Origin of the sequence: Mycobacterium sp. smrl_JER01 (assembly GCF_048513595.2) — a bacterium.
Classification (GTDB): Bacteria; Actinomycetota; Actinomycetes; order Mycobacteriales; family Mycobacteriaceae; genus Mycobacterium.
Genome location: NZ_JBLXXK020000001.1, coordinates 274,270 through 294,391, shown reverse-complemented (window position 1 = coordinate 294,391; position 20,122 = coordinate 274,270). Strand labels below are relative to the sequence as shown.

18 protein-coding genes are annotated in these 20,122 nt (G+C 68.0%); 9 read left to right on the top strand and 9 right to left on the bottom strand.

The genetic code is table 11. From position 1 onward, the window contains the following. Positions 1-3: 3 nt before the first annotated feature. Positions 4-1,113, bottom strand: coding sequence for an acyltransferase family protein (locus tag ACNUDN_RS01450; RefSeq protein WP_419124970.1), 1,110 nt, complete (start codon positions 1,111-1,113; stop codon positions 4-6). 286 nt (positions 1,114-1,399) lie between these two features. Between ACNUDN_RS01450 and pgfA the strand changes: the two genes are divergently transcribed. Beyond that, the gene (gene pgfA / locus ACNUDN_RS01445) at positions 1,400-2,605 is read left to right on the top strand and encodes a cell envelope lipid trafficking protein PgfA (protein ID WP_419120285.1); all 1,206 of its coding nucleotides are present in this window, start codon (positions 1,400-1,402) and stop codon (positions 2,603-2,605) included. 35 nt (positions 2,606-2,640) lie between these two features. After that, positions 2,641-4,347, top strand: a complete 1,707-nt coding sequence (locus ACNUDN_RS01440) for an MmpA family trehalose lipid delivery protein (protein ID WP_419124969.1) — start codon at positions 2,641-2,643, stop codon at positions 4,345-4,347. 11 nt (positions 4,348-4,358) lie between these two features. Here the strand turns inward: ACNUDN_RS01440 and ACNUDN_RS01435 are convergent, their stop codons facing one another. After that, entirely contained in the window at positions 4,359-5,519 is a 1,161-nt protein-coding gene (locus tag ACNUDN_RS01435) for a glycosyltransferase family 4 protein (protein ID WP_419120284.1), read from the bottom strand. A gap of 39 nt (positions 5,520-5,558) precedes the next feature. Between ACNUDN_RS01435 and ACNUDN_RS01430 the strand changes: the two genes are divergently transcribed. Next, on the top strand, positions 5,559-6,326 hold the full coding sequence (locus ACNUDN_RS01430) for a class I SAM-dependent methyltransferase (RefSeq protein ID WP_419120283.1): 768 nt from the start codon (positions 5,559-5,561) through the stop codon (positions 6,324-6,326). A 127-nt stretch (positions 6,327-6,453) separates the two neighbouring features. After that, positions 6,454-7,929: an aldehyde dehydrogenase gene (locus tag ACNUDN_RS01425; protein WP_419120282.1), complete on the top strand. Its 1,476-nt coding sequence runs from the start codon at positions 6,454-6,456 to the stop codon at positions 7,927-7,929. A gap of 39 nt (positions 7,930-7,968) precedes the next feature. On the opposite strand, the gene ACNUDN_RS01420 is transcribed toward ACNUDN_RS01425, so the two are convergent. The 5 genes from ACNUDN_RS01420 to ACNUDN_RS01400 form a co-directional block, all read right to left on the bottom strand. Continuing rightward, positions 7,969-8,367 carry a YybH family protein gene (locus ACNUDN_RS01420; protein ID WP_419120281.1) on the bottom strand — a complete coding sequence of 133 codons (399 nt, stop codon included), beginning with the start codon at positions 8,365-8,367 and terminating at the stop codon, positions 7,969-7,971. Positions 8,368-8,460: 93 nt separating this feature from the next. Next, on the bottom strand, positions 8,461-10,296 hold the full coding sequence (locus ACNUDN_RS01415; RefSeq protein WP_419120280.1) for an acyl-CoA dehydrogenase: 1,836 nt from the start codon (positions 10,294-10,296) through the stop codon (positions 8,461-8,463). A gap of 59 nt (positions 10,297-10,355) precedes the next feature. Beyond that, a complete protein-coding gene (locus ACNUDN_RS01410; protein ID WP_419120279.1) occupies positions 10,356-10,877 on the bottom strand; it encodes a dihydrofolate reductase family protein in 522 nt (173 codons plus the stop codon). Next, a complete protein-coding gene (locus ACNUDN_RS01405; protein WP_419124968.1) occupies positions 10,878-11,777 on the bottom strand; it encodes a helix-turn-helix domain-containing protein in 900 nt (299 codons plus the stop codon). A gap of 158 nt (positions 11,778-11,935) precedes the next feature. After that, entirely contained in the window at positions 11,936-12,763 is an 828-nt protein-coding gene (locus ACNUDN_RS01400; protein WP_419120278.1) for an arylamine N-acetyltransferase family protein, read from the bottom strand. Positions 12,764-12,977: 214 nt separating this feature from the next. Here ACNUDN_RS01400 and ACNUDN_RS01395 point away from each other — a divergent pair, with 214 nt between their 5' ends. The 4 genes from ACNUDN_RS01395 (at position 12,978) to ACNUDN_RS01380 (ending at position 17,640) form a co-directional block, all read left to right on the top strand. After that, a complete protein-coding gene (locus ACNUDN_RS01395; protein ID WP_419120277.1) occupies positions 12,978-13,652 on the top strand; it encodes an SDR family oxidoreductase in 675 nt (224 codons plus the stop codon). A 229-nt stretch (positions 13,653-13,881) separates the two neighbouring features. Further along, positions 13,882-14,691, top strand: coding sequence for a 1-acyl-sn-glycerol-3-phosphate acyltransferase (locus tag ACNUDN_RS01390; protein ID WP_419120276.1), 810 nt, complete (start codon positions 13,882-13,884; stop codon positions 14,689-14,691). A 13-nt stretch (positions 14,692-14,704) separates the two neighbouring features. Continuing rightward, the gene (gene fadD12 / locus ACNUDN_RS01385) at positions 14,705-16,351 is read left to right on the top strand and encodes an acyl-CoA ligase FadD12 (RefSeq protein WP_419120275.1); all 1,647 of its coding nucleotides are present in this window, start codon (positions 14,705-14,707) and stop codon (positions 16,349-16,351) included. Positions 16,352-16,401: 50 nt separating this feature from the next. After that, positions 16,402-17,640 carry an alpha/beta hydrolase gene (locus ACNUDN_RS01380; protein WP_419120274.1) on the top strand — a complete coding sequence of 413 codons (1,239 nt, stop codon included), beginning with the start codon at positions 16,402-16,404 and terminating at the stop codon, positions 17,638-17,640. On the opposite strand, the gene ACNUDN_RS01375 is transcribed toward ACNUDN_RS01380, so the two are convergent. After that, a complete protein-coding gene (locus ACNUDN_RS01375; RefSeq protein WP_419120273.1) occupies positions 17,641-18,168 on the bottom strand; it encodes a TetR/AcrR family transcriptional regulator in 528 nt (175 codons plus the stop codon). Between the two features lie 95 nt (positions 18,169-18,263). Between ACNUDN_RS01375 and ACNUDN_RS01370 the strand changes: the two genes are divergently transcribed. Beyond that, positions 18,264-18,635 (top strand): hypothetical protein, encoded by a 372-nt coding sequence (locus tag ACNUDN_RS01370; protein WP_419120272.1) that lies wholly within the window; start codon positions 18,264-18,266, stop codon positions 18,633-18,635. 51 nt (positions 18,636-18,686) lie between these two features. Here ACNUDN_RS01370 and ACNUDN_RS01365 read toward each other — a convergent pair whose 3' ends face one another. Further along, positions 18,687-20,105 (bottom strand): WS/DGAT/MGAT family O-acyltransferase, encoded by a 1,419-nt coding sequence (locus ACNUDN_RS01365; protein WP_419120271.1) that lies wholly within the window; start codon positions 20,103-20,105, stop codon positions 18,687-18,689. Positions 20,106-20,122 lie beyond the last annotated feature (17 nt).

The following is a 20,122-nucleotide window of genomic DNA, read 5'->3' as shown; positions in this document are numbered from 1 at the left end:
CGTTCACCGAGCCCGGGCGGGCTCGACCTCGTCGCTGACCGAAGAGTCCAGCGGCGTCGGGTGGTTGCGCCGCTCCCAGCGGCGCAACGCGTTCCGGCACGGCGACTCCACCAGCGCGTAGCTGACCGCGGCGATGGCGAAACCGAACAACACCGTCAACGCCAACACGACGGTGAAGTGCCCGTTGAACGGGAACGCGCCGATCATCGGGAACACCATCGCCAGTGCGGCCAGATGCCAGACGAACAACCCGTAGGACCAGCGGCCCAGCGTCACCATGACGGGACTGCCCAGGATGCGGTGTGAGGTGTCGAGGCGGTCGAGCACCAGCGGGGCCAGCAGCGCCCCCGCCACGACCGCGCCCATCGCGGTCTTCAGGGTCACCTGTGCGACCGAGCCGGGATGCAGCCCCTCCCGGCCGGCCAGCGGCGACGCCGCCACCAGGAACGCCGTCGCCGCGACGGCGGCCATCAGCACCCGCCGGCGGGCCATCCGGTGCATCCAGCCGACCGGGCTGACGGTCAGTTCCGCCAGCACCATGCCCGCGGCGAACCACGAGAAGAACGCCGGCGGCCAGTTCCACAGGTTGTGCCCGGAGTCCGGGTCGAACGGGATGTGCACCCAGAACAGGCTCGCCACGGCGAATGTCACCAGCACCGGGATGCGGGCCCGCACCGGCAGCCGGCGCGCCAGCAGTGCCAGCATCGGCAACACCAGGTAGAAGGTCATCTCGACCGACAGGCTCCACATCTGGGTCAGGCCCGCGGTCAACGTCAGCGGCACATAGATCTGCGTCAGCGTGAGATTGGCCAGCCACACCGTGAAGTCGGCGTTCACATCCGGTAGCAACGTCATGATGACCACGACCGCGACCAGATAGCCCGGCATGATCCGCACGATGCGCGACCGCAGATAGTGCCCGGTCTCCGGACGCTCCCGCAGCCCGCGTGCCGCCGCGGCGTGACCGCGCCACAACAGAAATCCCGACAACGCGAAGAACACCGCGACGGCCAGGTCGAAGCGACCGAGTACCCGGCCGACCACACCGCCGCTCTCCCCGGTCTGGAAGGCGACGTGGGTGACGACGACCCCGATCGCCGCGCAGGCGCGCATACCCTCCACGGCGGGGAGGAACCCACGGGTCCCGCCGACGGCGCCGGCGTCGCGCCCGGTGTCGGTGTCGGTCACGCCGAACAGTGTGCCCGCATCACGACCACCGCGCGCAATCCCGCCGGTGAAGTGCAATCCTGTGGATGAACGGGTAGTCCTGCGCTGCCGGCGAACGTCTCGGCGTAAGCGACGACCTTAATCTGTGCTGTTAGGGTCGAACGGACTTTTGGGCGTCTGGCTGGCGCCGCCACCGCCACGTCCGTGGCGGCGCGCGAAGGGAGACACGGTATTGAACCGCGCAGTTGCGCTGAGGATCGCCGCGTGCGGAATCATGGGCCTCGGAGCTGCCCTGCTCATCGCTGCGCTGCTCTTGTCCACCTACACCCAGGGCAAGATCTCCAAGATTCCGCTCGACACCGATGCCACCCTGGTCAGCGACGGGACCGGCACCGCGTTCGAGCCGGCGTCACTGCTCGGTGAACGGTTCGTCGTCGACGAGGACGTTCCGGTGGTGATGCAGCAGCAGATCAGCGTGGAGTCCCCGGCGAACGCCGATGTCGTCACACTGCAGGTCGGCACGTCGCTGCGGCGCTCGGATCAGCAGCAGGACAACGGACTGCTGCTGGCCATGGTCGACACGGTGACGGTCGATCGCTCGACCGCGCTGGCGGTGTCCAGCGAGACCAACCCCGGTGGCTCGGTGCAGAGACCGCGCGCCATCGAGGAGGAGAACCCGCCGACGAACATCGCGCTGCCGCACGAGGGGCTGGCCTACCGGTTCCCGTTCGACACCGAGAAGAGGACCTACCCGGTCTTCGACCCGATCGCGCAGGAGGCTTTCGATGCCAATTACGCGGGCGAGGAGGACGTCAACGGCCTGACCACGTACCGGTTCACCCAGAACGTCGGCTTCGACGCCGACGGCGAACTCGTCGAACCGGTCCGGTACGCGTCGCTCTACGACGACGACGCCGACAGCCAGGTGACGGCGCGGGCCGCGCTGTGGGGCCTCGAGGGCGACCCCGAGGAGATGATCACCATGACGCGGTATTACGCCGCGCAGCGGACGTTCTGGGTCGACCCGGTCTCGGGCACGATCGTCAAGGAGACCGACCGCGGATTCCACTACTACGCCCGCGAGGCGTTGGAGCCCGAGGTCACGTTCGTCGACTACACGGTGACCTCCACCGAGGAAACGGTCGAAGCGCAGGTCGCCGCCGCGCAGGACGAGCGCGACCGGGTGTCGCTGTGGGGACGCATCTTGCCGATCACGTTCACCGCCCTGGGTCTGGTCGCGTTGGTCGGCGGCGCGCTGCTGGGCTCGTTCAGCCTCCGGGCCGAGTCCCAGCTGATCGATCCCGGCCTCGATGACACCGGCAACCGGTTCTTCGGCCGGCGTGGCGACGACGACGAACCGGTGCCCGGCGCGGAGGCCAAGACCGAGAAGCTACCCGCCCAGCGACCGTCCGACCTGCCGCCGGACAGACCGGTCTGATCGCGTCGATTCCGGCGCTTCGATGGCGCGCACTGATCGCGCCGGGTTACGCGTTGGCGTTGACGCTGGGCGTGACCGCGCCGCTGCTGGCTCCCGGGTATCTGCTGCTGCGTGACGCGGTGTCCACCCCGCGGTCCTATCTGACCGACGCGGCGCTGGGACTCACCGAGGCTGCGCCGCGCGCACTTCCCCAGGATTTCGCGGTGGCGCTGGCCTCGGCGCTGGTCGACGGCGGCGTCGTGGTCAAGGCGCTGCTGGTGTTGGGCCTGTGGCTGGCCGGCTGGGGCGCCGCGCGGCTGGTGGTGCTGTGCCTGCCCGACGCCGGGCCGACCGGCCAGCTGGTGGCGGTCACCGTCGCGATCTGGAATCCGTATGTCGCCGAGCGGCTGCTGCAGGGCCACTGGAGCCTGCTGGTGGGATACGGGTGCCTGCCGTGGGTCGCGGCGACGGTGCTGTCCCTGCGCGGCGCGGCGGACGGCGGACGGCCGGACCGCACCCAAGGCGAGCTCGGCAGGGTCGGGGCGCTGCTGTTCTGGGTGGCGCTGGCCGGGTTGACCCCGACCGGGCTGATGCTGGCTGCGACGGTCGCCCTCGCAGGTGCGCTGGCTCCGGGCACCGGCCGGCCGCGGTGGTGGTGTGCCGGCGCAAGCCTGGCAGCCGCGGCGACGGCTGCGGTGCCGTGGCTGGTCGCGTCGGCGGTGGCCGGCGGCTGGGCCGGCGCGGTGGACCAGCGGCCCGGGATCGAGGCATTCGCCGCGCGGGCGGAGCCGGGTCTGGGCACCTTCGGCAGCCTGGCCGGTCTCGGCGGTATATGGAATGCCGAGGCGGGACCTGCCTCCCGGACAACGCTTTTCGCGGTGGCGTCGACGTCAGTGCTGCTGGCGTTGGTGGCGGTGGGGGCCACGGTGCTGGTCCGTCGCCGCACCGCGCCGCCGCTACTGATCCTCGCGGTGGTGTCCGTGGTGGTGCCGGCGCTGATGGCCACCGGACCGGGTTTGGCGGCCGCCGAGGCGGTGATCGGCGCCGTGCCCGGTCTCGGGGTCGTCCGCGACGGGCAGAAGTGGGTGGCGCTGGCGATGCCCCCCTACGCGCTCGCCGGTGCCGGCGCGGTGATCGCGTTGCGCCCTCGCCTGCCCTCGGTGGCCACTGCGACGGTGTTCTGCGCCGCGTTGGTCGCCACGCTGCCGGATCTCGCCTGGGGCGTCGGAGGGCAGGTCAGGTCGGTGCAGTACCCGCCGGGTTGGCAGGCTGCCGCATCGATCATCAACGCGCGCCCGGCGCCGGTTGCCGTACTGCCCGTCGACAGCATGCGACGATTCCGGTGGGCCGGGACGGCGCCGGTGCTGGACCCGTTGCCGCGCTGGCTTCGCCCCGACGTGCTGAGCACCGGTGATCTGCTCATCGCCGGGCAGACCGTGCCGGGTGAGGGAATCCGGGCCCGCGCGGTGCAGCGGCTGCTGGTGTCCGGCGCCGGCGCCGAAGAGCTCGCCGCGGCGGGGGTGGGCTGGGTCGTCATCGAAAATCAGGCAGGTCCGGCGCCGGAACTCGGACTTCCGGTTGCCTACTCCGACGACGATCTGACGGTGTACGACGTGGGCGGCGACACCGCACCCTCACCCCATCGGCCCCTGTTGCTCGCGGCACACGCGGTGTGGCTCACCCAACTCGGCATCGGACTCCTGGGGCTGGTACTGGGCAGGCGCCGGCAGACCTCGACGGGCAGAACCCGGCTGCCGTCCTGACGGATCCGAGCTCAGATGACGCCGCTGACCGGACGGCCCGCGCGCACCGAGTCCAGTACCGCGCGCAACGCGTCGGCGCTCTGATCCCAGGAGAATTCGCCGCTGCGCACCTGGGCTTTGGCGCCCAACTGTTCGCGCAGCACATGGTCACGCAGCAGCCGCTCCAGGCTGTCGACCAGTTCGTCGCCGTCGTCGACCAGCATGCCGGTCACGCCGTCGACCACCGAATCGGTGAGTCCACCCGAGCAGCGGTAGCCGATGGTCGGCACCGCGTGCTGGGCCGCCTCGACCACCGACAGTCCCCAGCCCTCCTTGCGCGACGGCAGGATGTGCACCCAACTGCGCTGCAACACAGCGTGTTTGGTGGCATCGTCGACATGCCCGTGGAAGGTGACCAGGTCAGAGATCCCGAGCCGGTTCGCATGGTCGACGAGCCGCTGCGCCCACCAGCCGTCGCCGAGTACGTCCAGATGCAGGTCGGGGATCCGAACCCGCAGCCGCGCCACGGCGTCCAGCGCGTCCTCGATCTGCTTGTGCGGCACCAGCCTGGACAGCACGACCACCCGCGGCGTCGCAGAACGTGGGACGGTCAGGGTGCCTTCGGGCGCTGCATCGACACCGTTGCGCACCACCGCGATCCGCTCCGACCGCACACCGAGCAGTGCCAGGTCGCGAGCCGACGGCAGCGACACCGTGACGTACTGGTTGTGCCGGTGCAGGCGCGGGGAGAGCCGGGATTCGACGAACCAGCCGATGCGGCTCATCACCGGCCCGGCCACCGGCCACTGCTCGCGGTGACAGTGGTGCACCAGCACCACGGTGCGCCTGCCGTAGACGAGTCGGGACAGGAACGGCAGCCCGTTCTGGGTGTCGATGACGACGTCGGGCCGGACCCGGCGCATCGGGCCCAGGCCGATGCGGGCGGCGGCCATCGCCAGCCCCGCCCAGACGTACACCGTGTACGGCCCGCCCCGGCGCTGGATGCGCACACCGTCGACGGTCTCCCGGCGCGCGGAACCGGGATAGCGCGCGGTGCGCAGCGTGACCCGGGTACCTGCGGCGGCGAGCTGGGCCCCGATGCGCTGCAGGTAGGTTTCGCTGCCGCCGCCCTGGGGGTGGCCGGTGTCACGCCAACAGAGCAGCAACACCGAGCGGACGGGCAGGTCAGACATCCCCGCCAGCGTAGCGGCAGGTCTGCGTAGGGTGTCCGGGTGGCAGCTACCGATCGCTTCGCCGACCGGGCGACGCTGGCCCGGTCGGTTCGTCTGCTCGCAGCGTTCCGCTTCGAGCAGCGCGAACCGGACCGTTTCTACGGCGCGTTGGCCGCCGACACCGTCGGGCTGGTCGCTGACCTGTGGCATTCGACCGTCGGGACGCCGTCAGCAGGGCTGGTGTTGCTCGATGTCGGCGGCGGACCCGGATACTTCGCGTCGGCATTCACCGACGCCGGTATGCACTACATCGGCGTCGAACCCGACCCCGCCGAGATGCATGCCGCCGCCCCGCGCAGCCATGACCCGGCCGGAACGTTCGTGCGGGCCTCGGGGACCGCACTGCCGTTCGTCGACGACAGCGTCGACGTGTGCCTGTCGTCCAACGTCGCCGAACATGTCCGCGACCCGTGGGCGCTCGGCAACGAGATGCTGCGGGTCACCCGGCCCGGTGGGCTGGTCGTGCTGTCCTACACGGTGTGGTTGGGTCCGTTCGGCGGGCACGAGATGGGATTGACGCACTACCTGGGCGGACGTCGCGCCGCCGAGCGCTACACCCGCAAGCACGGCCACCGGCCCAAGAACGACTACGGATCGTCGTTGTTCGCGGTGTCGGTCGCCGCGGGCCTGCGCTGGGCGGCCGGGACCGGCGCACTGGTCGCCGCATTTCCCCGCTACCACCCGCGATGGGCGTGGGGAGTGACGCAGCTACCCGGAGTCCGGGAATTTCTGGTGAGCAATCTGGTGCTGGTGTTGCGGCCTTCTTGACGGCTGTACTGCAACAGGTTCTCGTTTCGCCGTTCCGTCGGTAGTGTGACGGTGACGACATCGCGCACGCAGGCAGCGACATGCCACCGCGCGCGCACGGAGACCAATCGCGCACGCAAGGAGCGACATGACACAGAGCACCGCGTTCAGGACCGAGTGGGACAAGCTGTTCATCGGCGGTAAATGGGTCGAGCCGGCCACCTCGGACGTGATCGAGGTGCACTCCCCCGCCACCGGCGAGCTGGTGGGCAAGGTGCCGCTGGCCTCGGCCGCCGACGTCGACGCGGCCTGCGCCGCGGCCCGCAAGGCCTTCGACGAGGGTCCCTGGCCCCAGATGTCGCCGGCCGAGCGCGCCGAGATCCTGGGCCGTGCCGTCAAGATCATGGAGGAGCGCGGCGACGAGCTGAAATTCCTGCTCGCCGCCGAGACCGGCCAGCCGCCGACCATCGTCGACATGATGCAGTACGGCGCGGCGATGTCGGCGTTCCAGTTCTACGCCGGGGCCGCCGACAAGTTCACCTGGCAGGACATCCGCGACGGTGTCTACGGCCAGACTCTGGTGGTGCGCGAACCGGTCGGTGTCGTCGGTGCCGTCACGGCGTGGAACGTCCCGTTCTTCCTGGCCGCGAACAAGCTGGGCCCGGCGCTGCTGGCCGGCTGCACGCTCGTGCTCAAGCCGGCGTCGGAGACACCGCTGTCGGTGTTCGCGATGGCCGAGATGTTCGCCGAGGCCGGTCTGCCCGAGGGCGTGCTGTCGATCGTGCCGGGCGGCCCGGAGACCGGTCAGGCGCTGACCGCCAACCCCAACCTCGACAAGTACACGTTCACCGGATCGTCGGGTGTCGGCAAGGAGATCGCCAAGATCGCGGCCGACCGGCTCAAGCCGTGCACGCTGGAGCTCGGCGGGAAATCCGCCGCCATCATCCTGGAGGACGCCGACCTGGATTCCACGCTGCCGATGCTGGTGTTCTCCGGACTGATGAACTCCGGTCAGGCCTGCGTCGGGCAGACCCGGATCCTGGCACCGCGCTCGCGCTACGACGAGGTCGTCGAGAAGTTGGCCGCGGCCGCGGCCGGGATGCAGGCCGGCCTGCCGGACAATCCCGCCGCCATGATCGGTCCCCTGATCAGCGAGAAGCAGCGGGACCGGGTCGAGGGCTACATCGAGAAGGGCATCGAGGAAGGCGCGCGGGTGGTCACCGGCGGCGGCCGGCCCGAGGGCCTCGACAGCGGCTGGTTCGTCCAGCCGACCGTATTCGCCGATGTCGACAACTCGATGACGATCGCGCAGGAGGAGATCTTCGGTCCGGTCCTGTCGGTGATCCCCTATGAGGACGAGGAGGACGCGGTGCGGATCGCCAACGACTCGGTCTACGGGCTTGCCGGCTCGGTGTACACCACCGACAACGACCGGGCGTTGAAGATCGCGCGGCGCATCCGTACCGGGACCTACGCGGTGAACATGTACGCGTTCGACCCGTGTGCGCCGTTCGGCGGCTTCAAGAACTCCGGCATCGGCCGCGAGAACGGCTGGGAGGGCATCGAGGCATACTGCGAGCCCAAGAGCATCCTGCTGCCCTTCGGGTACACCCCGTCGGCCTGAGTCACCCCCGGGTGTTCCGCCGCAAGGCGGCGCCCGTCCTCAGTCGGTGGTCGCGAACGAATGGTGTTCATGCGCGATCAACCAGCGCCCGTCCACCTTTCGTAGGCCCAGTGTGAGGCGCAGGCGGTTACCCGGGTTGGTTGCAAGGAACTCGGGCCGACCGCACCGCAGCAGCGCGTACGCGTAGGCCACTCGATCCCCGGTGACCACATCGAGGTTCGCCAGTTCGAATGTCGCTCCGGTGGCGAGGAATTCGAAGAACGGTGGCCAGGATTGCCGATATTCGACGATTCCGCGGATCCCGTCGTGTGGCGGCGGCACGTCGAACATCACGATGTCGTCGGCGTGGGCCGCGACGACGCCGTCGATATCGCGGGCCCGGATCGCCTCGACCCACGCGACGACGGTTCGGGTGATCTCGGTCTGGTCATCGCTCATGTGGGTGTAGACCGCCGCCACCGGCGGAACTCACCGCGCCCGCCGACTCGACACGAACACGATGTCGTCGGCCGGGCGGGGAGCTGCCCCGATCTAGAAGCCCGCTTCGGAGAGCTCCATCGCGGTCAGGTCCACCGCCTGCAGCACGGTGCGCTGCGCGGTCAGCTGCGGTAACACGTTGCGGGCGAAGAACTTCGCGGTGGCCACTTTGCCACTGTAGAAGGCACGGTCCCGCTCGCTGACGTCGTGATCCAGCGCGGCCAACGCGGTCTGGGCCTGCTGCAACAGCAGCCATCCCAACAGCAGGTCCCCGACCGCGAGCAGGAACGGCACCGATTCCAGTCCGAGCCGGTAAAGCTCGCTGGGGTTCTCCTGCGAGTCGACCAGGTATTTGGTCATCGCCGTGACCATCGCCTGGACGTCGTCGACGGCCGTTGCCAGCAGTGCCCGCTCGGCGTGCAACTCGTCTCGGCCCGACGGGTCGTCGAGGTACCCGCGTATCGCGGTCACCAGATGCAGCAGCGCACCGCCCTGGTCCCTGGCGATCTTGCGGAAGAAGAAGTCCTGCGCCTGGATGGCCGTGGTGCCCTCGTAGAGGGAATCGATCTTGGCATCACGGATGTACTGTTCGATCGGGTAGTCCTGCAGGAATCCGGAACCGCCGAAGGTCTGCAGGGACTCCGTCAGGCACTGGTAGGCACGTTCGGAACCGACACCCTTGACGATCGGCAGCAGCAGGTCGTTGACGCGGCCGGCCATCGACGCGTCGGCGCCCGAGACGATGTCGGCGACCACCCCGTCCTGGTGCACGGCGGTGTACAGGTAGAGCGCCCGCAAGCCCTCCGCATACGCCTTCTGCATCAGCAACGCGCGTCGCACATCGGGGTGGTGGATGATGGTGACGCGCGGTGCGGCCTTGTCCGTCATCTGCGTCATGTCCGCACCTTGAACCCGGGTCTTTGCGTACTCCAGCGCGTTCAGGTAGCCGGTCGACAGCGTGGCCATCGCCTTGGTGCCCACCATCATCCGGGCGTACTCGATCACCTTGAACATCTGGGCGATGCCGTTGTGGGTGTCGTTGACCAGGTACCCGACTGCAGGAACTCCGTGCTGGCCGAAGGTCAGCTCACAGGTGGCCGATGCCTTCAGTCCCATCTTGTGTTCCAGCCCGGTGACGAAGACCCCGTTGCGTTCCCCGGGTTCGCCGGTCTGCGGGTCGAAGTGGAACTTGGGCACCAGGAACAGGCTCAGGCCCTTGGTTCCCGGTCCGGCGCCCTCCGGCCTGGCGAGCACGACGTGCAGGATGTTCTTGAACAGGTCATCGGTGTCGCCGTTGGTGATGAAACGTTTCACCCCGTCGAGGTGCCAGGTACCGTCGGGCTGCGCGACGGCCTTCGTGCGGCCGGCCCCGACGTCGGAGCCGGCGTCGGGTTCGGTGAGCACCATCGTCGCACCCCAATTGCGCTCGATCATCAGCGCGGCCCAATGCCGTTGCTGCTCATTACCGATCGCGTTGAGGATGTCGGCCATCTTCGGCCCGGCCGAGTACATGAAGACCGCCGGTTGGGCACCGAGAGCCAGTTCGTTGATCGCCCACTCCAGCATCGACGGTGCCGGCACCCCACCGATGGCTTCGGCCATGCCGACGCGGAACCATTCGGCGTCGTGCCAGGCCCGGAACGACTGTTTGAACGGTTCGGGGATGGTGACCACATGGGTGGCCGGATCGAAGGACGGCGGATGGCGGTCGGTCTCGGCGAATGCCTCGGCCAGCGGGCCTTCGGCGAGCCTGGCCGCCTCCTGGAGCATCTCGCGCACCGACGGGGCGTCGAGGTCACCGAATTCGCCGCTGGCGAGTACCTTTTCCAGCGCAAACATCTCGAAGAGGTTGAACTCCAGGTCGCGGATGTTGCTCTTGTAGTGGCCCATACGGCGCCCTCCAGATTGTCCGAGTCTGCCGCCACACTACGACGGTCGGGGCGGTCGCGTCAGGCCCGTCTCCAGTGTGCGCACACGAAGTCGGCGTTGACCGCCGAGGAGACCAGCACCCATTCCGAGCGGATCGGCAGCACGCGCGATCCGGCGCCGAGCGTGCACGGGGCGTAGGAGACGATCATCTCGTCGACCAGTCCGGCGGCGACGAACTGGGCGGCCACCTCGCCGCCACCCACCACCCAGACGTTCCTGCCCTGCGCCGCGGACACCAGCACCGGGTGCAGGTCGGCGACGTCCCCCGCGAACGTCGTCACGTCGTGGCCTTCGGCGATGATTTCGGGCCGGTGGGTGAGCACCCACGTGGGTTGGGCGTACATCCACTGGCCCGGGTGGTTCTTCAGGATCCACTCGTAGGTGTCGGCGCCCATCACCAACGAGCCCACCGTCTCCATGAACGGGTCGATCGCAAACGGCCCGTCGGCGGCGATGTCGCGCGAGACCAACCAGTCCAGGCTGTCGTTCTCGTCGACGATGTAGCCATCGAGGCTGGACGCGGTGTAGTACACGGTCGCCATCTAGTTTCCTCTCATCCAATCCAGTGGGTCCCCGAGACGTGTGGTCACGCCGTGGCCGGCCAGCATGGCGCGAGCGAGTTCACGGCGGTGCGCCGAATAGGTGAGGACGTGCGCGACGATGCCGTAGAGCTGGAAGGACTCCGGCGGATCACACAGCGCGTCGATCACCGTGTCGCCGAGCCGGCCCGCCGCGGTGTACTCGGAGACCATTGTGCGCCAACGTTTCCCGATGTCGTCGTGATGGGCAGCCAGTGTTTCGGCGTCGACGAACTCGGGTTGTGTGCAGGCCCGGGCGGGGAAGTCGTCGCCGGCGATGGTCGCCAGCCACACCTGTTTGGTCCACACGATCGCACCCAGTACCGCGCCTACACTGGGCTCGGGCCCGTCCCATTCGAGTACCGTCCGGCCCGGCGCGACCTCGGCCACCCACTGCTGCGGGCTCAGCAGTGCCGCCTGCCCGAGCAGGTGCGCCGTGTCGGCGATGTCGTGGTCGATCATGAGCGCGGTGATGTCGGATGTGTGCGCCCCTGGAGTTGGGCTGTCGCCGGGATCGCTGTCCAGCCAAAGCGATTGTGGCGGATGGAAATGCAGACCGTTGGGGGCGGGCAGCCGGAAGTGGACCTCGGCTGCCTGCGACGGTGGCAGCCCGTACACCCGCCGGAACGCCCGGGAGAAGACCTCCGCCGAGGACCACCCTTCGTCGGCCGCGACCGCGGACACCGCCTCACCGCGCTGCAGGCGCCACGCCGCGCGTTCCAGCATGACGCGGCGGCGCAGGGACGCGGGCGACTCACCGGTCAGCCGGCGCACCTCGCGGGAGAAGTGGAACTCCGAGGCGTAACTGCTGCGGGCCATGTCGCCCACATCGGTGTTGGCCGAATCGGTGACGGCGTCGAGCAGTTCCCGGAGCCGGTCGCGGCCAGTCTGGTCCGGATGATTGCTTGCACGAAGAGCAGAGGGCTCCGGCGGAGCCGGGTGCTCGGGCGAGGGGTCGTCGGTCACGGCTTCTGAGTATCGTCGGCGGGCGCGACCAGGGACATGACTTTTTCTGCTGCCCTTCAGCTGTCGAGTATCCCTCCGATGCGCGCCTCGACGTCGGCACGGTCGCCGAGGTCGGCCACGTTGATGCCGAACCGCCCTTCCAGCACCTGGAGCACCTCGGCCGCACCGTCGAGCCGTATCTTCTCCGAGCCGCCGGCCCGATGCACCGCCAGCCGGTTGCCGCGCAGGTTCCATCGCGCGTCATCGGTGACCAACGCGGCGGTCAGGCCTCGGACGAACACCGACTCGGGATACGTGGACACGTACCAGCTGCCGACCTCCAGGTCGATCGGTGGCCTCGGGTTCGAGTCGAGCAGATAGAGCGACTCCCAGACACCGGCGACCCGGGCCTGGAGTTCGAACCCTTCCGAATGGTCGAGCAACCGGTAGGGCTCGTGACGGGTCTGCTGCACCAGGCCGGTCACGAGACGGATCGGGGAGCTCAACGTCTGACCGCCGAACCCGACGTCGACGAGATACGGGCCGTCGCCGCCGGGCAAGGTCACCGACAGCACCTGGTGGGTCTGCGCGGGTAGCGTGTCGTCGTGGTGCATCCAGACGACGCGACCGACCAGGCGTTGCACACCGAAGCCGAGGTCGTCGAGCACGTAGCCGAGCAGCCCGTTCTGCTCGTAGCAGTACCCGCCGCGCCGACGTCCGATGAGCTTGTCCGCCAATGCTTCCGCCGACAGGTCCACAACCGGGATGCCGGTGGCCGGGTCCAGGTTTTCGAAGGGGATGCTGCGGTTGTGCCCCGCGACGATGTCGCGCAGCGCGTCGACAGTGGGCGCCGCCGGGATGGTGAGGCCGATTCGGGCGAAGTATCCGTCAAGCAGGATGGACATGTCCGCCATGATGCGACCTCAACGGCGGTTGAGGTCAATGGCGTTCGGATGCAGATCCCGAAAGCACTATGGCGGAATCCCCCGACCGGGTTCCGCCATAGTGATTCGAACCTACAGCGGGCGGTTCGCATCCGTCAGCGTTTGGGGCTACCTGCCAGCTGCAATCTTGCTGTCGTCCGGGACTGCGCCGCGGTCGCATCGCGTTGACACCGGCATGATCAACATTGACAACACCACCGCCCTGGTCACCGGCGCCAACCGCGGCCTCGGCCGACGGTTCGCCGAAGAACTCGCCGCGCGCGGCGCCAAGGTCTACGCCGCGGCCCGGCGGCCCGAGAGCATCGATCTGCCGGGCGTCGAGCCGCTCCAGCTCGACATCACCGATCCCGATTCGGTGCGCCGCGCCGCCGAGCTGGCCACCGACGTCAACGTCGTCATCAACAATGCCGGCGTGTCGACGCGGGCCGGCCTGCTCGACGGGGCGCCCGAAGACATCCGCCTGGAGATGGAGACGCACTTCTTCGGCACGTTGGCCGTCACGCGCGCGTTCGTCCCCGTCATCGAGCACAACGGCGGGGGCTCCATCCTCAACGTGCTGTCTGTCCTGTCCTGGGTGCACCCCCCGACCAGCGGGGCCTATTCCGCCGCCAAGGCTGCAGGCTGGGCGATGACCGACGCGGTGCGTGAGGAACTGGCCCCCCGCGGAATCCACGTCGCGGCGTTGCACGTCGGATACATGGACACCGACATGGTCAGCGACATCCCAGCCGACCAGAAGACCGATCCGGCGGTGGTGGCTCGGTTGGCCCTGGACGGACTCTTCGCCGGGGCTCCCGAGATTATGGGGGACGACCTGACGCGGACCGTGAAGGCGCGGCTGTCGGGGTAGTGCCCGACGGCGGAGCCGTCCAAGCAGCCCCGACGGCGGAGCCGTTTTCATGATCAAGGTTGCGAAACGGTGTCCCACCTTGACGACCCACCCGTCGGTGCTGGATTCTTCCGTCACGTGATGCTCCTCATAGCTTTGTCGATGCCTGTGAGCAGCGGGTAGAGTAGCGAAACTAGAACACGTTTCAGTCTGACCTGTAGTCACGCCGTAGTCACTAAAGGGGGCCGCCGTGAGCGCGACCGACATCGAGACGTCCGAGATCACCAAATGGGACCCCGTGCTCACCGAACGGGTGATGGGCCTGCTCAAGCCCTTCCTCCGCGGCTGGCACCGCGCCGAGGTGCGCGGCCTGGAGGACTTTCCGCACGGCGGCGCACTGGTCGTGGCGAACCACTCCGGCGGTCTCTTCCCGATGGATGTGCCGATTTTCGCCAGCGGCTTCTACGACACGTTCGGCTACGACCGGCCCGTCTACACGCTCAGCCACGACATGTTGATGGTCGGGCCGACCGGCGCGTTCTTCAAGAAGACCGGCTTCATCCCGGCCAACCACCGCAACGCCGACGAAGCCCTGCGGTCCGGCGGTGTCGTGGTCGTCTTCCCCGGCGGGGACTATGACGTCTACCGGCCCACGCTGGCGGCGAACAAGATCGACTTCGGCGGGCGCACCGGCTACGTGAAGGCGGCCCTCAACGCCGGCGTACCGATCGTGCCGACGGTAGGCATCGGCGGCCAGGAGAGCCAACTGTTCCTCACCCGAGGCACCGATATCGCCAAGGCCCTGGGTCCGGTGGCGCGGATGTTCCGCACCAAGATCCTGCCGGTGTCTTTCGGCTTTCCGTTCGGGCTGTCGGTGGTGCTACCGGTCAACGTGCCACTGCCCGCCAAGATCACCATGAAGGCGTTGCCTCCGATCGACATCGTCGCCGAGTTCGGCGAGAACCCCGACGTCGACGAGGTCGACGCGCACGTGCGACGGGTCATGCAGCGCGCTCTCGACGAACTGGCCCAGGAACGCCGGCTCCCGGTGCTGGGCTGAACCGGGCTCGCCGATGGGAATCACCGACACGGTCACCAACGGGCTGGGCCTGCTCTCGACGATGGTCCGCGCCGGCGTCATCGCGCCGATGCGTCCCGACAAGTACCTGCGCATCGCCGGCGCCATGCAGCGCGAGAACATGGCGATCACTTCCGGGTTCGCCGCGGCCGCCCAGCGCTGCCCCGACCGGGCCGGGCTGATCGACGAACTCGGTGTGCTGACCTGGCGCCAGATCGACCGGCGTGCAGATGCATTCGCCGCTGCGCTACAGGCCTTGCCGGGTGGCCAGCCCGAGGTCATCGCGCTGATGGCGCGCAACCATCGTGGATTCGTCGACGCGCTCATCGCGGCCAACCGGATCGGTGCCGACGTGCTGCTGCTCAACACCTCGTTCGCCGGTCCTGCACTGGCCGAGGTGGTGGAACGCGAAGGTGAGGGACGCTCGGTCGCCGTCGTCTACGACGAGGAGTTCACCGAGACCGTCGACCGGGCACTGGCCGGGCGGCCCGAGACCACCCGCATCGTCGCGTGGGCCGACGGCGCCGTCGAGGCACTGACGATCGAGGCCATGCTGGCAGAACACGGGGGGCAGGAACCGCAGCGCGCGCCGGAGAAGGGCAGGGTCATCCTGCTCACCTCGGGCACCACCGGAACACCCAAGGGCGCCAAGCATTCCGGGGGAGATCCGAGCGTGCTCAAGGCGATCCTGGACCGCACCCCGTGGCGGGCCGAGCAGCCGGTGGTGATCGCGGCGCCGATGTTCCACGCCTGGGGGTTCTCCCAGCTGGCATTCGCCGCCTCGATGTCGTGCACGATCATCACCCGTCGTAAGTTCGACCCCGAGGCGACTCTGGGGCTGGTCGACACGCACCGTGCGACCGGGCTGTGCGTGGTACCGGTGATGTTCGATCGGATCATGGAGCTGCCTGCAGACGTGCTCGACAAGTACAGCGGGCGATCGTTGCGGTTCGCGGCGGCCTCGGGTTCACGGATGCGACCCGATGTGGTGATCAAGTTCATGGACCGCTTCGGCGACGTCATCTACAACAACTACAACGCCACCGAGGCCGGCATGATCGCCACCGCGACGCCGCGCGATCTGCGCGCTGCGCCCGACACCGCGGGCCGTCCGGCCGAGGGCACCGAGATCCGCATCCTCGACGCCGAATTGCACGAGTTGCCCGCCGGCGAGGTCGGCACGATCTACGTGCGGAACTCGACGCAGTTCGACGGGTACACCTCGGGTAAGACCAAGGAGTTCCACGAGGGATTCATGTGCTCGGGCGACGTCGGCTACCTCGACGGAGCCGGGCGGCTTTTCGTGGTCGGGCGCGACGACGAGATGATCGTCTCCGGCGGAGAGAACATCTACCCCGTCGAGGTGGAGAAGACCCTGGCCACCCACCCCGACGTGGCCGAGGCCACCGTCCTCGGCGTCGACGACGAGCAGTTCGGTCAGCGTCTGGTGGCGTTCGTGGTTTTGAACCCCGGAGCCGGGGCTACCCCCGAGACGCTCAAGCAACACGTTCGCGAGAACCTCGCGAATTACAAGGTTCCGAGGGAGATCACGGTTCTCGATGAACTGCCACGCAGCATCACCGGCAAGATTTCGCGCAAGGATCTCCAGGACCGCCTCGGCGGCGGTCGCGCCGACGGGTGACGCGATGCCCGGCCTGCCGCGCCACCGATCGCCCGACCTGACTTCCGAACATGGTTAAGCGCCGGCCGGTGCTGCGCGCGGTCGCCGAGTTGCTCAACGCAGCCAATGGCGTTCGCCCTCTGGCCCGCGACGGCTACCCCACCATCCCGGTCTTCGCGTTCGGCTGGCCCACCTCGGAGATGTCGGCGCTCTACCTCGCGGGCTCGATCCTGGATGCGGTTCGGCGGGGCGTGCGCGGCGACTTCCACGGTGCACGCGGTCGGATCGCCTTGCTGCTGACCGTGATCGCCTGGGGTCTGCTCCACCTGATCCACCGACGTAACGTCGCCGCGCAGCCGCACTTCGAGGAACCGCTGCGCGAGGCGCTCGGTGCGGACTACCAGCAGATCGCCGACAAGGCCAAGCCGGCCAGACGGCGCTATGTCGGGGTCTTCCCCAACGACGTCATCCGGCGCCGCTATGTGGAGACCGTCGTGCAGTACGGCCCGCTGCGCGTCAACAAGGCGGATATCTGGCGCCGCGCCGACCTGACCCGCCACGGCAAAGCTCCTGTGCTGCTCCAGGTTCCGGGCGGCGCGTGGTCGATCGGGATGCGCCGCCCGCAGGCCTATCCGCTGCTGAGCCATCTCGCCGACCACGGCTGGATCTGCGTGTCGATCGACTACCGGGTCAGCCCCCGCAACACCTGGCCGGACCACATCGTCGACGTCAAACGCGCGTTGGCATGGATCAAGGACCACATCGCCGAGTACGGAGGCGATCCCGATTGCGTCGCGATCACCGGTGGTTCGGCCGGTGGCCACCTGTCCGCGCTGGCCGCGCTGACCTCCGACGATCCGCAGTTCCAGCCCGGTTTCGAGGACGCCGACACCTCGGTCGTGGCCGCCGTCCCGATCTATGGCCGCTACGACTGGGTATCGGCTCGAGGGAGCGGACGCCGGGAGTTCATCGGCTTCCTGCAGAAGTTCGTTGTCAAGAAGCCCATCTCGAGACACCGCCAGGTCTACGTCGACGCCTCGCCGCGCTATCGCCTGCGCGCCGACGCCCCGCCGTTCTTCATCCTGCACGGACAGGACGATTCGATCATTCCGGTGCCGGAGGGACGCGAGTTCGCCGAGCAATTGCGGGCGGTGTCGACGTCACCTGTGGTGTACGCCGAGATCCCGCACGCCCAGCACGCTTTCGATTTCTACTACGGATCGCCGCGGGCGCATTACACCGCGCAGGCAGTCGAGGAGTTCCTGTCCTGGGTGATCGCACAGCGCGAGCTGGCCGCCAAGGCCAGTTAGTCAGGTATCGACGAGGTCGGCGATCACCGCTGCGACATTGTCGTCCCAGCCGTCGGCCACGACGCCCGTGCGCGCCAGTTCGGCGACGTAGCTGCCGACGATCATGTCGATGAGCGTGTCACCGGTCGCCTCGTCGAGTTGCAGTGCGTCCTTTGCCAGTTGACGGTAGGCGGCAAGGATGCTCCGGAACGCGTCGGTGAACTCGGGATCCTCACCGGTCAACAATGCGGCGAATCCGCCAGGGCCGATTCCGTCGGCAATGACGTCGACCGACTGTGCGATCACCCACCGTATCCGCTGCGCACGATCGGCATCCGCAGGCACGGGCGGACGCTCCCCGAGTGTCTGTAAGGCGGCGGTGAGGAGCACCCGCCGGTTCTGATGGCGACGGTAGATCGTGGTCTTCGCGATGCCCGTCGTATCGACGATTGCCTGCATGGTCACCGCACGGGGTCCGCGCGCACGCAGCAACCCGAGCGCGGCGTCGAGAATTCGGACTCCGACCTCATCGGTCTGACGCTCTGACATTGGTGACGACTCCTGCTGGACGGGTGGACGAGACCAACGCTACACTGGGCGTATCGCTACGCTACTCGTAGCGTATTGTGAAGGAGGTTGTGATCATGCGCATTTCATGGGAAAGTGCCCCACTGCCGGTCATCGGGTATCTGTCCACCCTGATCGGCTTCGTATTCCTGGGTTCGTTCACCGCAGCCCTGGCGTTCGGTAGCAGTCTGACCCCGTGGCTCGGCGCCGCGATGATCGTGAGTTACGCGCTGGCGGCGGGGTGTTTCGTCCTGCGTCATCGACACATCGCCGCCGCACACCCCGACAGCCACACAGTTCTCGGCATCGACCCCATCCGCGGGAACGTCGACCGAAGAGCGGCCGAACGCTACCTGGCGCGATACCGGGGACGGCCCGGTGCGCAGCCCGAACTCACACCCACGGGCGCGCAGAGATCATCGGAGACACCCCTCGCCGAGGCCGCGTAGCCACAAAAGCCGGGTAGCCACAAAAGCCGGGTAGCCACGGACCGGCCGAGACTAATTGGGAAGCGCTGTTTCGACGACGGTCAACTCCGGCGAAAGCCCCGCCGCGCGGCGGATCTCGGTGAACTCCTCGACCATGGCCGCGGTGAGTTCATGCGGGTCCTCGAGGGTTTTCCCGTCCGACAGCACCGAGATGTTGAGTTGGTCGACATAGCTCCACACGGTGATGTTCAACCCGCTGCCGGCCGTCAGCGGTCCGACGGAGTAAATCTCGGTGACCAATGCGCCTCCGACTCTGGCCCGCTCCCGAGGGCCCGGCACGTTGGAGATCGGCAGGTTCATCACCTTGTTCTGTCCGTCCTTGTTCGACAGCCAGCGGAACATCGCCTCGGCCGGCGCCGGTGGAAAGTACGCCGACCACCGGCTCACCAACTCGGGGCCGATGAGGTTGTTGCTCTCCTTGCCCACCGCCGCCGAGACATGCGCTCCCTGAACCCGTTCCAACGGATCCTCGACGTCCACCGGAAGGCTGACCAGCACGCCGGTGAAGTAATTGCCGGAAATCCGGTCACGGGAGAAGTCGAAGCTGACCGGAACCGAGGCGAGCAGCGGGTGATCTGCACGTCCGTCATAGCGCAACAACAACGTGCGCAACGCACCCGCCGACATCGCCAGCACCATGTCGTTGATGGTGACGCCCAGGTGCTTACCGGTCTGCTTCACGTCATCCAACGCCAGGGTGGTGGTGGCGAACCGGCGGGTCGCGTCGATCATATGGTTCATGAACGACGGCGGCGGAGTGAAAGGCCGGGTCAGCTCCGGGGACAGCTTGTGCGGACTGCGCTGCACCCGGCGCACGCCTTGAGCCGTATAGCGCATCACCCCGGGCAATTTCGCGATCTGCCGGAGGTGATCGGCGAACGCCGTCCGCACCAACTCACCTTTGGTCGGAGCCGGATCGGTGGCGTAGGAGTCGCGGTCGGCCTGCGGGCTGTCCTGCAGGTCCATTCCCCGCGCAAGCAGGTTGGCCGACGCAACGCCGTCAGCCAGTGCATGGTGAATCTTGCCCAGCACCGCGATGCGGCCGCCTGCCAGTCCTTCGATCAGGTACATCTCCCACAGCGGCCGGCTGCGGTCCAGCGCAGTGCTGGCAATCCTGCCGACCGCCTCGTCGAGCTCACGGCGCCCACCCGGGGCGTCGACACGGCATGAGCGCACGTGATATTCGAGATCGACCTCGGCGTTCTCCCGCCACATGGGGTGATGGAACTTGAACGGAATGTCGATCAGCTCGTAGCGGAACGGGTCGAGCTTGTAGAGCCGACTGTGGATGACCTTGCGCAACTCCTCGACACCGAACTTCGCCCCACCCAGATCGTCGAGCTCGATCACCGCCAACTTCAGCGTGTGCATGTGGACGTTCGGGGTCTCGCTGTACAGCAGCACAGCGTCCCAGCCACGAAGCCTCTTCACCGCGCCACCTTCCCCAC

Coding starts and splice junctions, on each gene's coding strand:
- ACNUDN_RS01450 (WP_419124970.1), bottom strand. CDS start 1,113: ATGCGCGCCTGCGCGGCGATCGGGGTCGTCGTCACCCACGTCGCCTTC.
- ACNUDN_RS01435 (WP_419120284.1), bottom strand. CDS start 5,519: ATGTCTGACCTGCCCGTCCGCTCGGTGTTGCTGCTCTGTTGGCGTGAC.
- ACNUDN_RS01425 (WP_419120282.1), top strand. CDS start 6,454: ATGACACAGAGCACCGCGTTCAGGACCGAGTGGGACAAGCTGTTCATC.
- ACNUDN_RS01420 (WP_419120281.1), bottom strand. CDS start 8,367: ATGAGCGATGACCAGACCGAGATCACCCGAACCGTCGTCGCGTGGGTC.
- ACNUDN_RS01415 (WP_419120280.1), bottom strand. CDS start 10,296: ATGGGCCACTACAAGAGCAACATCCGCGACCTGGAGTTCAACCTCTTC.
- ACNUDN_RS01410 (WP_419120279.1), bottom strand. CDS start 10,877: ATGGCGACCGTGTACTACACCGCGTCCAGCCTCGATGGCTACATCGTC.
- ACNUDN_RS01400 (WP_419120278.1), bottom strand. CDS start 12,763: ATGTCCATCCTGCTTGACGGATACTTCGCCCGAATCGGCCTCACCATC.
- ACNUDN_RS01395 (WP_419120277.1), top strand. CDS start 12,978: ATGATCAACATTGACAACACCACCGCCCTGGTCACCGGCGCCAACCGC.
- fadD12 (WP_419120275.1), top strand. CDS start 14,705: ATGGGAATCACCGACACGGTCACCAACGGGCTGGGCCTGCTCTCGACG.
- ACNUDN_RS01380 (WP_419120274.1), top strand. CDS start 16,402: ATGGTTAAGCGCCGGCCGGTGCTGCGCGCGGTCGCCGAGTTGCTCAAC.
- ACNUDN_RS01375 (WP_419120273.1), bottom strand. CDS start 18,168: ATGTCAGAGCGTCAGACCGATGAGGTCGGAGTCCGAATTCTCGACGCC.
- ACNUDN_RS01370 (WP_419120272.1), top strand. CDS start 18,264: ATGCGCATTTCATGGGAAAGTGCCCCACTGCCGGTCATCGGGTATCTG.